The organism is Bythopirellula goksoeyrii, from assembly GCF_008065115.1.
Taxonomy (GTDB): domain Bacteria; phylum Planctomycetota; class Planctomycetia; order Pirellulales; family Lacipirellulaceae; genus Bythopirellula; species Bythopirellula goksoeyrii.
This window is the reverse complement of the sequence record NZ_CP042913.1, coordinates 3,280,772-3,292,904: the sequence shown is the minus strand read 5'-3', so window position 1 is coordinate 3,292,904 and position 12,133 is coordinate 3,280,772. Positions and strand designations below refer to the sequence as shown.

General features: G+C 52.8%; 8 protein-coding genes. All 8 read left to right on the top strand.

The genetic code is table 11. The features are described 5' to 3' along the window. Positions 1–3: 3 nt before the first annotated feature. The 8 genes from Pr1d_RS13090 to Pr1d_RS13055 all read left to right on the top strand — a co-directional run bounded on the left by Pr1d_RS13090 (position 4) and on the right by Pr1d_RS13055 (position 12,082). Positions 4–603, top strand: coding sequence for a DUF3611 family protein (locus tag Pr1d_RS13090; RefSeq protein WP_148073950.1), 600 nt, complete (start codon positions 4–6; stop codon positions 601–603). A gap of 60 nt (positions 604–663) precedes the next feature. After that, positions 664–1,551: a YihY/virulence factor BrkB family protein gene (locus Pr1d_RS13085; RefSeq protein ID WP_148073949.1), complete on the top strand. Its 888-nt coding sequence runs from the start codon at positions 664–666 to the stop codon at positions 1,549–1,551. Continuing rightward, on the top strand, positions 1,548–2,294 hold the full coding sequence (locus Pr1d_RS13080) for a carbonic anhydrase family protein (RefSeq protein ID WP_148073948.1): 747 nt from the start codon (positions 1,548–1,550) through the stop codon (positions 2,292–2,294). The genes Pr1d_RS13085 and Pr1d_RS13080 overlap by 4 nt, the downstream gene beginning before the upstream one ends. Positions 2,295–2,593: 299 nt before the next feature. After that, positions 2,594–3,760, top strand: a complete 1,167-nt coding sequence (locus tag Pr1d_RS13075; RefSeq protein WP_238476721.1) for an efflux RND transporter periplasmic adaptor subunit — start codon at positions 2,594–2,596, stop codon at positions 3,758–3,760. After that, positions 3,757–6,888: an efflux RND transporter permease subunit gene (locus Pr1d_RS13070; RefSeq protein WP_148073947.1), complete on the top strand. Its 3,132-nt coding sequence runs from the start codon at positions 3,757–3,759 to the stop codon at positions 6,886–6,888. The genes Pr1d_RS13075 and Pr1d_RS13070 overlap by 4 nt, the downstream gene beginning before the upstream one ends. A gap of 83 nt (positions 6,889–6,971) precedes the next feature. Beyond that, on the top strand, positions 6,972–8,465 hold the full coding sequence (locus Pr1d_RS13065) for a DcaP family trimeric outer membrane transporter (protein ID WP_148073946.1): 1,494 nt from the start codon (positions 6,972–6,974) through the stop codon (positions 8,463–8,465). 113 nt (positions 8,466–8,578) lie between these two features. Continuing rightward, positions 8,579–10,396, top strand: coding sequence for an SLC13 family permease (locus Pr1d_RS13060; protein ID WP_148073945.1), 1,818 nt, complete (start codon positions 8,579–8,581; stop codon positions 10,394–10,396). 42 nt (positions 10,397–10,438) lie between these two features. Then, entirely contained in the window at positions 10,439–12,082 is a 1,644-nt protein-coding gene (locus Pr1d_RS13055) for an AbgT family transporter (RefSeq protein WP_148073944.1), read from the top strand. Positions 12,083–12,133: the final 51 nt, after the last annotated feature.

Sequence of the window (12,133 nt, the reverse complement as noted above, 5' to 3'; positions counted from 1 at the left end):
ACCATGTTCAAAAAAATCGCCCTATTTTCCTCGAAGCCACAAAAAATCGCCAAGGTGTTTTCACGTCTCGGTTGGATTGGCTTCTGGTTGCAACTCGTGTTGGCAGCCTTACCGATACTCTTGATGATCTACGTCTTGTTCTTCTGTGAGTCTGCTGCCTATCAACGTGGCACTATGGGGATCAGCGAATACCTGGGATTGGTTGGCTTAGCGATTCTATTTTTCACGATCTTCTGGTCTTATCGCTACACACGGTTAGCGAAGCGGATTGCCGACCCCGATAGGCGACCTCCCAAGTCTTCGGTGGAAGGAACGTTGTGGATCGGCTTGTGGGCAAGTTGCCTGGGAATCCTGTTTTCGATGTTGCTGATGGTCTTCGAGACGGGACGTCTGTTGTTCATCTTTCTGCGAGCACCCCAGGGGGGCGTTCCGGTGATGCGCACGGAGACTACAAATCCGTCGAATTGGGTATCTGCGATCGATATGGTGGGACTGCTGGCCGATCTCTCGGTGCTGGCTGCTGAACTGGTAGTGTTGGCCTTTACGCTGTGGCTTCTGTTTCGGATGACCCAGGCAACGGAGTACGACCAGAGTGTGGATTGATGGAATCAGATTACAAGCGGAAGCAGAGGAAAAAGATTTGGGAGACTGTGTTGGCTGAGCATGAATAAATCACCTTCCTTTCGGTCACTCGTCGCACAGCTTTACCGAGTTTACACATTGGAGCGTCCGACGCATTTCGCAGCCTCTCTTGCCTATTACTCTCTGTTTTCTTTGGTTCCAATCATCTATGTCGCCATTACTGTGGCCGGATTGTTTGTCGACAATGATTCGGCCTCGAAGCAATTGATGGAGAATATCGACTCCGTGTTTGGAGCAGATGTCGCAGAGATGGTAGTGACGACACTCGAAGAGGTATCAGAAGGGAATGACCGTAGCTCCGTAATGCAGCGTACGGTCAGTTTTATTGCGATGCTTGTCGGTGCATCGCTGGTGTTTTTTCATCTCCAACACGCATTGACATCGATTTGGAAAATGCCACATCCCACGAGCCGCGGGACAAAACAAATTGTGTTGAACCGACTCCTGGCATTCGTGATCGTGCTATTCATCGGTCTGCTGCTAGTCCTAGTGACTTTCACCAACTTCGTAGTCTCCTTTATTCATTCGAAATTTGATATCGAAGCGGTAGGACCCCTTATTGGTTTGGGGACAACCTTGTTCATCGGAACGGTATCAATGGCCTTAATGTTTAAGTTTCTGACGAATGCCGTTGTCGGCTGGAAAGATGTTTTAGTGGGAGGATTGACAACCACCTTACTGCTGGTGGGAGGTGCTAATCTGTTGGGTCGGTACGTGGCACAGGGTAATTTTGGCTCGGCCTTTGAGGCAGCTGGCACCGTCGCTGTTTTGTTAATTGCCGTCTATTTTTTGGCCCAATGCTTGGTGTTTGGGACAGTATTTACGCGGGTCTATGCTAATATGTTCGGCAGTGGAGTACGTCCGCGAGTAAAAGCAGAGCAACATAATATTCCTAAGGAGAGAGCATGATGGTGGGGAAGCATTTGTGCGTGTTTATAACTGGTAGTTTCTCGGTATTGCTTATGACTGGAGACGTCCAAGGACAAGACCATTCGAAAATCGAGTCAGCCCCGAAGCCACTTGTAGTACGGGTTTTGACCAGAGAAGAGCAGGAGAAACTAACCCCTGATGATGTGATCGAGTTGTTAAAGAATGGAAACAAGCGATTCACCGCAGGTACGCTGACTAGCCGTGATCATTCCAAGATGATCCGTGAGGCAGCGCTAAATCAGTTTCCCAAAGCAGTCATCTTGTCTTGTCTGGATTCACGCATTCCCGTGGAGGATGTTTTTGACAGGGGGATTGGCGATATCTTTGTGGCCCGTGTGGCAGGCAACTTTGCCAACACCGACATCTTGGGAAGCATGGAATTTGCATGCAAGGTATCGGGTTCAAAACTTGTCTTTGTGCTCGGCCACGAGCATTGCGGCGCTATAAAGGGTGCTATCGACGGCGTCGAATTGGGCAACATTACCCCGATGCTCGCGAACATTTCACCCGCTGTAGATCATTTTGCCGCTTACGAGGGAGATAAGTCGAGCGAGAATGAGGAATTGGTAGACATGGTGGCGGAGAAGAATGTCCGAATGACCGTCGAAAACATTCGAAGACACAGTCCGATTCTTAAAGAGATGGAAGCCAACGGCGAGATCAAGATCGTGGGGGGCATGTATGACATGAATTCGGGGGAAGTCCACTTTTTTGACAAGTGACCATGCTATAGTAGGGTAGCTGGACAATACCAATGCAATTCGGCATACTTTTTTGCCTTGGTGGCGAAGTTGTGATCGGTTTTTTCCGGCGAAGGATATGATTTACTGTTCGCGGCATCGTGCCGTCTCAGGCAATTTTCTAACAAATATCGGAACGAAGTATGCGAGTTCAGATGGCAACGAGGAAATATCTTCCTGTTCGGCTTGCCGGCTGTTTGTCGTGCGCAGCTATCTTGTTCGCGAACGGGTGCCGGCCAGAGGAGTCGCCACCTGTTCCCGGGGTTCGTCCTGTGAAGACTATGGTCGTGACTGCCGGAGACGGAGAACGATTGCGCTCCTTTCCAGGGACGGTCGAGGCCTCGCGACGTGTGGAGCTTGCCTTCCGGGTACCGGGATTGCTCGCCGAACTGCCGGTGAAGGAAGGGCAAAAGGTTGCCAAAGGGGACTTAATCGCTCAACTTCGGCAGGGGGAATTTGAGGCTCGACTCAAGTCGCTCCAAGGAGAATTGGGACAGGCTCGTGCAAACCTTGCTGCTTTGCTAGGGGGCGAACGTCCTGAGGAAATGCGTCGCCGAGAGGCCCAAGTTAGGGCGACCGAGGCCAGAGTGGCTAATACGCGAATGATATTGGCTCGCAACCAGCAATTAATCACCCAGAGGGCTGTCTCGCAGCAGGAATTAGAGAAGTCGGAATTAGACTATCAAGTCGCCCAGGAGGAGAACACTGCAGCAGTCGAGTTATTGCAAAAAGGATCTCGCGGTCGAAACGAGGATATCGAGGCATCCGAGGCTCAGGTGCGGGGATTAGAAGGTCGAGTGGTGGAAGCACAAATACAACTCGACGACTCCACCCTGCTGGCTCCTTACGACGGAGTCATTGCCCAGCGGTTTGTCGATGAGGGCCAAAACATCACTCCGAACACCCCTGTTGTGCAATTTCAAGATCTTAACGAGATCGACATTGTTGTGGATGTCCCCGAGGCAGTCATGGTGGGCGAGATACAGTTGGCCGACATCGTGGATATGTCTGCGGAGATAAGCTCTGCTCCGGGAGTTGATTTCCCTGTGCGAATCCGGGAGGTTAGCCAGGTAGCAGATCCTGTGACGCAGACTTTCAAAATTCGTGCAGCAATGCAGTCTCCTGAAAATTTGCGTGTACTTCCTGGCATGACCGCCAACGTCAACGTCCGCTACCACCGGTCCCGCGCTCTAGCAGTGAACCATATTTGGATACCCATTGAAGCCGTTGGCGTGACACCCGCCGGGGAGCAAGTAGCATGGGTCTTTGGTGAAGAGGATACGGTTTCCAGACGCCCGATCAAGCTGGGAGCAACGGCAGCTGGTCGAATCGAGATCGTCGAGGGGCTTGAGCCGGGGGACCGCATTGTCGTCGCGGGTGTGCGATTTCTCCGTGAAGGGATGAAAGTCCGAGATCTCGGGGATGCGTTGGGAAGGGCTACGCCATGAATCCTGGCGTACTTTCCGTCAAACATAATCGCGTGGTTTTCGTCGCGATGGCGCTGTTGATCGTGGGAGGCGCTTCAGCCTACATGTCATTGGGGCGGCTGGAAGACCCTGAATTCACCATCAAGCAGGCGCTCATCATTACGCCTTATCCAGGTGCCAGTGCGGAAGAAGTTGCTCTCGAGGTCACCAACCACATCGAAACTGCCTGCCAGCAGCTTGGCCAGCTCGATCGGGTGGAGTCGGAGTCGGTGCGCGGCCGTTCCATTGTGAAAGCCTTCATCCGAGACCGGTACGACAAACATCGGATGCCGCAGGTGTGGGACGAGTTGCGTCGCAAAATAAACGACGTCCAACCACAGCTTCCTCCCTCGGTCCGCGGACGGACGATGGTAGTCGACGACTTTGGTGATGTGTATGGCGTGTTTCTTGCAATCACCGGCGAAGGATTCACCTACCCTGAGCTCCGCCGGTATGCCGAGTTTCTGCGCCGTGAGTTGAAGCTCGTTGATAACGTGCAAAAGGTCGATCTGTTTGCAGAACAGCAGGAGCAAGTGTTTCTGGAAATCTCCCGACAGCGGCTCGCTCGATTCGGTATCAATGAAGACCATATTTATCAGCTCCTGCAAGCCAAGAACGTGGCTGCAGACGGAGGTCGAATCCAGGTCGGCGACGAGCATCTGCCAGTCGATCCCGCAGGGGGCTTTCGCGTTCCTGAGGAGATGCTCGACATCGCCATCGGTTCGGACAAATCCGGCAGGCAGCTCACGCTCGGCGACGTAGCTACACTTGAGAGAGGCTACAGCGATCCTCCTCGGCGAATTCTTCGCTTCGATGGCAAGCCAGCCATTGGAATCGGCATTTCGACAGTGCCTGGCGGTAACGTCGTCTATATGGGCGAGGGTGTACGCGAGGCATTTGCGCGACTCAAGCCGTATCAGCCCATAGGTATCGAGATCGGCGAGATCAACTTTCAGCCTGAAGCCGTCACCGAAGCTACTAACGACTTTGTATTCAATCTATTTAAGGCGGTAAGCATCGTTGTTTTGGTGCTCCTGGTGACTATGGGTCGCAAGACAGGCCTGATTATCGGTATGGTGCTGTTCCTCACGATCATGGCAACCTTTTTGGTCATGTCCATGAAAGGCGACTTGCTGATGGAACGTATTTCCCTCGGCGCGCTGATCATCGCCCTCTGCATGTTGACCGACAATGCCATCATCGTCATCGAAGGGATCAAGGTTCGCATCGAAGCGGGTGAAGACAAGCTACAGGTCGTCCGCGATGTCGTCGCACAAAACCAATGGCCATTGTTTGGTGCAACGGCCATTGGCGTCCTCGCGTTCGCCGCGATTGGTCTCTCGGAAGATAGTACCGGTGAATACACCAATTCACTTTTTTGGGTGATCCTCATTGCGCTCAGTTGGAGTTGGGTGACTTCCGTCACAGCGACCCCCTTACTCGGAGCGTTGTTTTTCAAGCCAATCCAAACAGCCGGCGACGGCAGCGCCCCGGCCGATCCCTATGGCGGCCCAGTCTTTCGTGCCTATCGCTGGCTGCTTGTCATGGCGCTCCGCTATCGATGGCTCGTGATGGCGGCATCGGTCGCACTCTTTGTGGCGTCTCTCTTCGGTTTTACTAAGGTTAAACAAAGCTTTTTTCCCCCAGCGACTCGGCCCCAATTTATGGTGGATGTCTTTCTCCCCACCAGCACACATATTCGTGAGACAGAGGCGTTTGCTGAAGACATCGAAAACTTCATCCAGGAACAGTCTCACGTTACGCACATCGCATCCTTCGTCGGTGGCGGGGGACTACGCTTCCTTCTGGTCTATTCACCTGAATTGGAAAACCGCGCCTTTGTGCAGTTCCTTGTCGAAGTGGACGATCCCGACGCAATCGATGATTTAGTGGATGTCGTTCAAACTCAATTGGACGAAAAGTATCCCGATGCCAACGCCGTTGCCAATAAATTCCTGCTCGGACCAGGCGATGGTGGTCGTATCCAGGCTCGAATTCGCGGACCGGATCCCGACATCCTCCAGCAACTAGCCAGCGAAGTCATTCAGGTCTTTGAGACAGACGGCGGTGCGAAAGGAGTCCGTCATGACTGGCGCGAACGCGAGAAAGTGATCCGTCCGACTCTGTTCGAATCACAGGCCCGACGCAATGGTCTCACCCGTATCGATGTGGCTCAGGCACTGGAAACGAGCCTTGAAGGCCGCGTGGTTGGTTTTTATCGTGATCCGGGGCACGGCGGCACCGGTACCGGCGACTTTCCGCAGGAAACTCGCTTGCTGCCGATCATTGCTCGACCTCCCTTGGGCGAACGCAACGACGTGGCCTCGATCGCCAGCATGCAGATCTGGAGCCCTGTAGCGGGGCGGATGATCCCGCTTAGTCAAGTTGTTTCCGGCGTGGATGTCTCTTGGGAATCTCCCGTGATCATGCGCCGTGATCGTTTTCCCACCATCACGGTCCATGCAGATCCACGATCCGGATTGCCTAGCCAACTCTTTGGCCGAGTCCGCTCGGCCATTGAAGCGATCACCCTGCCCCCAGGTTATTCGCTGGATTGGGGCGGCGAATACGAAGACTCCCGCGATGCACGTAAAGCGTTGGCAGCACCACTGCCCTATTTTCTCGCGTTGATGTTTTTTATCGTCGTGTGTCTGTTTAACTCCATGCGTGTTACAGCACTTATCTGGCTGATCATGCCAATGGCGATCATTGGTGTGACGGCTGGACTGCTGCTCACCGGGCAGCCCTTTGGATTCATGGCCTTGCTGGGAACGCTGGCGCTTTGTGGCGAACTGATCAAGAGTCAGATCGTGGTACTCAGCAAAATTTTCACCGAGATTGAAGAGGGCAAGTCACCTTACGAGGCGATCCTGTACGGGGGCACCAGCAAAATGCGGCCAGTTTGCATGGTCGTTGTTACAACGGTTCTCGGCATGATCCCGCTGCTGCAGGACGCCTTTTTCGGCTCCATGGCAGTTTGCATCATGTTCGGCCTCTCGTTCGCTGCCGTGTTATCACTGCTTGTGACTCCGGTGCTCTATGCGATCATGTTCAACATTCATGAAGATTCTACTCGAGATAGCATAGATCCAGTGTCTGTGAAGGCATAATTCCTGCAATCGTTAAAGTCAGCCCAGTTTACACGACGATAGGACCCGAACAGTCCTTTTCTATATCTTGTCAGGGTGACTTCATGTACGACTGCATTCGCACTATTTGCGCTCAACTCGCGATTGCACTGCTTGCACCTGCGCTGTTGGCGCAAACTCAATTGCCTGAAGTGCCGGAATACAATCTTCCGGAACAACAAGACGCACCCGGCGTCTATTATCAATCCACGTCTCAGCAGCTACCAGACTACTTTTATACCCAGCGCTACTTTGACGAAACAGATGGAGATGGTGCCCGACCGATCGCCGATTACGGCCCACCAGGGTATATGCATCGGGACTATCAAGACGCGCCCGGCGAGCCTGAATGGACGAGACTAACTCCACCGGCGCGGATCAGTGTGGAAGAACGAGACCAGCTTGTCGTGCGTGGCCTCTACCCCGGTTCGTTTCTGGCCCCGGGGACCAATACTTCTTTCCGCTTACGTGGATTTGTGCGATTAGCTTCGCTTTACGATTTCGATCCAATCGGGAGCACCGACTCGTTCGTGACAAACACGATTCCTGTTCCCCAGTTGGACGGGCAGAACTACAACATGAGCGGTCGCATCAGTCGCTTTGCGTTGGAATCCTGGACACCCACTTCGTATAGCGACTGGAACGTGCATACATTTATCGAAGGGGATTTTTTCAATGGTCCCGCCCAGGCAGCTGGTGGCGGTGGCAATCCGTTTCGGCTGCGGCATGCCTTTTTCGATTTTGGTTACTTTCGGTTTGGCCAGCAGAATTCCGTATTCATGGATGGCACCAACTGGCCAAGTCTCGTCGACTTCCAAGGCCCCAACAGTTGGATCAACCAACGTCAACCTTCAATGCGGATGACGCTTCAACTACGCGATCGCCTCTTTTGGGCGGGGAGCGTCGAGAGATGCTTCTCGGACATTACGACCAACGGACTAGGAACAAATGTGCAAGAAGTTCCCGACCTGGCGACGCACTTACGTTTCGAGGCAGATCGAGGACACATTCAGGTGGCGGGGCTCATGCGTACTATTGGATATCGACCGACGGGGGGAGACGTTACTCAGCAGACTGGGGCAGGAATCAGTGGCAATGTCGTGTTTCACCCCTGGGCAATCTTGTCTGGCTGTGACCCCGTCCACGAAGTAAACCCATCCGGTTTAACTCGCAGCCGAATACTGTTGCAAGGTACGTGGGGCTCGGGTATTAGTCGATATATAAACGACCTGGCCGGGCAAGGATTCGACGCTCAAGTCAATCCGATCACGGGTGAATTTGAACTCGTGGACGCGACCGGTTGGAATGCCAGTTACGAACACTGGTTCAACAAACATTGGCTAATGAATTTCACTTATGCCAATGTGAACGTCGATAACAACGCCAACCAACCGGCTACCACCTATGATGGCGCTGAATATCTTGCTGCCAGCCTATGGTGGATTCCCGTGCCGCGACTCTCTTTCGGGGTCGAATATATCACGGGTGAACGTGAGAACTTGGATGGTGAAAGTGCCCGTGCCCAGCGATTACACGGCCTGGCGCAATACAATTTCTAAACACGCGGCTTGTATCGTCCCACACAGTGCATTAGAACTACAGACATGGTTGCCTGCGTATCTCTGCAGGTTTTCTGGCACTGTGTTCTCTTGATGCTGGTTATTGGTGTGCGATGTCTTCTGAATTGGCCGTAGTCCTCGCCCTCCTAGTGGCCGCGATCGCGATGTTTGCGATCAACAAGCCGCGGATGGACGTGGTTGCGCTGATCATGCTGACGGCCTTGCCGCTAACGGGTGTGATCGATGTCTCCGAATCTCTAGCGGGATTCAGCGATCCAAATATTGTTCTCATCGCTGCGCTGTTTGTAATAGGTGATGGTCTTGTGCGCACAGGTGTCGCGCGATCCTTGGGGGACTGGTTAACCGTCAAGGCCGGCAGCAACGAGACCAAGTTATTAGCGTTACTGATGGCGGTTGTCTGCGGGTTGGGTTCCATGATGAGTTCCACCGCGGTGACTGCGATCTTTATTCCCGTGGCGCTACGAATCTCTCAGAGCACAGGCACGCCATCGAGTCGGCTAATGATGCCATTAAGCATGGCAGCCCTCACAAGCGGAATGATGACCTTGATCGCCACCGCCCCTAATCTTGTCGTGAGCAGCGAACTGGAGCGGAACGGTTTCGAAGGCCTTCATTTTTTTGCGTTCACCCCATTTGGTTTGCCAGTCTTGGTGCTGGCAATCGTCTACATGTTGTTTGCCCGGCGCTGGCTTGGAGGGCATGAAGAAGTTGCGACGGACTACACTGGGGTACCTACCTTGGCTAATTGGGTCAAGGAATATAACCTTGTGGCGCGAGAACACCGCGTGCAAGTCACTGATCAATCTCCATTCATCGGCGAGACAGTTGAGTCGATTCGACTCCAAGACACATCCGGCGCGAAGATGATTGCCATTCAGCGTGGAAAAGCGCTTATTCACCCAACCCCGAAAACTCAAATACAGGCTGGCGATATTTTGCTCGTGGATCTGATTGCAGAAGAGACTGCAGTTGAGGCTCTGCGACAGAAATTCGGTCTGGAAGCCTTGCCTCTTACTGGAGACTATTTCACGGATCGATCCCAGGAAATCGGCATGGCGGAGGTAATTCTACCAGCGAATTCGAAGCTCATAGGCAATTCGCTCGTGGAAACCAGTTTCTACGATCAGTATGGTGTGCGGGTAATTGGTGTTCGACGCGGCCTGACCACTATCGAATACGATCTCAAGAACGAAGACCTCCAGATCGGAGACACACTCTTGGTCCTAGGACCCTGGCGCGAGATTCGCAACTTGCAATCCTATGGCAATGACTTGGTCGTATTCAATTTGCCGGCAGAGATGAAAGATGAACTGCCTGCCCATGGCAAGGCTCCTCAGGCAATCTTCAGTCTGGTACTGGTCATCGGGCTGATGGTAAGCGGTGTGGTCCCCAACGTGTTGGCCGCATTGATTGGGTGCCTCTTGATGGGCGCTCTACGATGTGTAGACATGAATAGCGCCTATCGCTCGATCGACTGGAAGACTCTAGTGCTGATCGTGGGAATGTTGCCATTTTCAATTGCCCTGCAACGCACTGGTGGTGTCGACCTGGTGGCAGACGGGTTGATGACGGTGATTGGCCAGGCGGGGACATATATAGTGCTGGGTGTTTTGTTTGCCATCACCGCAATGCTCGGAATGTTTATCTCCAACACGGCGACGGCCGTCCTCATGGCACCTGTCGCTATCGCGTTAGCGAAGGACTTGGACGCTTCCCCCTATCCGTTCGCAATGATCGTCGCCCTGGCCGCCTCATCGGCTTTCATGACTCCAGTCTCCTCACCGGTCAACACGCTCGTCGTAACGCCGGGGAACTACACTTTTGGCGACTTTGTAAAAATCGGCGTGCCGTTCACAATAATAGTTATGATCGTGTGCGTCGTCATGGTGCCTTGGTTATTACCACTATGACCCCAACGGGAATAATACCCTAGCAATCGGAAGGTACTAAGAATGAACCAGTCCAGTGATGCCCCAAAAGGTATGATGCAGCGAATCCTCGACGTAGTCGAACGAGTGGGAAACCTCGTGCCACACCCGGTGCTGATTTTTCTCACCTTGATTGCGATCGTGATCGTGCTGTCGCATATTCTCTACTTAGCTGGAGTTGGAGTTGGAGTCACCTATGAAGCCATCGTACCGGAAGCAGCTGCCGAGGCGGAAACTATCGACGGCATTGACCAGGTCTACGACACAGGAATGCACGTCGACTACGAGGTCATGGACGAAAAGAATTACCACATAGCAGAGCAGTCAATCTCCGTCCGGAGCTTGTTGACTGCCGAGGGGATTCGCTTCATTTATGTTTCCCTGATTCCGAACTTTATGAGTTTTACGGCAGTCGGGTTGATGATTGCGGCCATGGTGGGGGCTGGCGTGGCGGAAGAATCCGGATTGGTCAATGCAATCATTCGCAAACTCGTGATAGTTTCTCCTCGCTGGGCGTTGATCTACATCCTTTCATTTGTGGGAATCTTATCGAGTATTGCAGCCGACGCGGGCTATCTGGTTTTGATTCCACTGGCGGGGATCGCATTCATGAGCGTAGGACGACATCCCCTCGCAGGGCTGGCTTTGGGGTTCGCAGCGGTGGCGGGTGCATTCACCGTCAATATGCTTATCAAACCATTGGATGCCGTGTTGGTTGAATTTACTAACGATGCGATCCATCTAGTTGATCCCGATGTCTCGATTGGCCTCGCTTCGAATCTGTGGTTTTCTATCGCTTCGGTTGTCGTACTCACGTTTGTCCTGGCCATTATCACGGAAAAAATAATCGAGCCGCGCCTGGGAAAATACGATCCAAAATTAGCTGGGGACGACCAACCCGACGTTCAGCAAGGTGCACTTTCTGCCGATGAATCGCGCGGCCTTAAGTTTGCATCGATTGCACTGTTAATAACGCTAGGTGTTTTCGGGTATTTGACTTTGCCGGCTAACGCCATCCTTCGGAGCCCGGAGACGGGTGAATTGATCGGGAATTCCCCCTTCATGAACGGCTTGATTGCATTGATTATGATTCTGTTTCTGGTGACCGGTTCTGCTTATGGGTTCGGGGCCAGAACAATCACAAGTCTCACCGGCAATATTAAAGCGATGGAAAAGGCAATGTCGGGATTGGGGAGCCTCATTCTACTGTTTCTTGTCCTCAGTCAGTTTGTGGCCTATTTCAATTACACCAACATGGGCACGATCTTGGCTTTGAAATTGGCTGAAATTCTGAAAGCCGCTAATTTCCCGGCGTTGCTCTTGCTCATTGGTTTTATTGTCGTGGTCGCCTTGATCGATCTCTTGATTACAGGTGCGATTGCGAAGTGGGCCTTGTTCGCCCCGATATTTGTACCGCTACTGATGACTCTCAGCGTGGCACCTGAAGCAGTGTTAGCCGCCTACCGTGTTGCTGACTCGCCGATGAATACGATCACACCGCTCAATGCCTATTTCGCACTGGTGGTTGGCTTTGCTCAAAAGTACGACAAGAGTGCGGGGGTTGGGACGGTTGTATCACTGATGCTCCCCTATGTGGTGGTCTTGTTCATTATTTGGACTGCGCTCTTTGCGGCATGGCAATGGATGGGACTTCCCTGGGGTCTGTAACAAGGACTTGCTAGTATTGCTCGGAATGCGAACAGCATTGAGCGGACAGAA

What these genes read in the sequence shown, in the direction of transcription:
- Pr1d_RS13090 (WP_148073950.1), top strand. Translation starts at nt 4, where the DNA reads ATGTTCAAAAAAATCGCCCTATTTTCCTCGAAGCCACAAAAAATCGCC.
- Pr1d_RS13085 (WP_148073949.1), top strand. Translation starts at nt 664, where the DNA reads ATGAATAAATCACCTTCCTTTCGGTCACTCGTCGCACAGCTTTACCGA.
- Pr1d_RS13080 (WP_148073948.1), top strand. Translation starts at nt 1,548, where the DNA reads ATGATGGTGGGGAAGCATTTGTGCGTGTTTATAACTGGTAGTTTCTCG.
- Pr1d_RS13075 (WP_238476721.1), top strand. Translation starts at nt 2,594, where the DNA reads ATGGTCGTGACTGCCGGAGACGGAGAACGATTGCGCTCCTTTCCAGGG.
- Pr1d_RS13070 (WP_148073947.1), top strand. Translation starts at nt 3,757, where the DNA reads ATGAATCCTGGCGTACTTTCCGTCAAACATAATCGCGTGGTTTTCGTC.
- Pr1d_RS13065 (WP_148073946.1), top strand. Translation starts at nt 6,972, where the DNA reads ATGTACGACTGCATTCGCACTATTTGCGCTCAACTCGCGATTGCACTG.
- Pr1d_RS13060 (WP_148073945.1), top strand. Translation starts at nt 8,579, where the DNA reads ATGTCTTCTGAATTGGCCGTAGTCCTCGCCCTCCTAGTGGCCGCGATC.
- Pr1d_RS13055 (WP_148073944.1), top strand. Translation starts at nt 10,439, where the DNA reads ATGAACCAGTCCAGTGATGCCCCAAAAGGTATGATGCAGCGAATCCTC.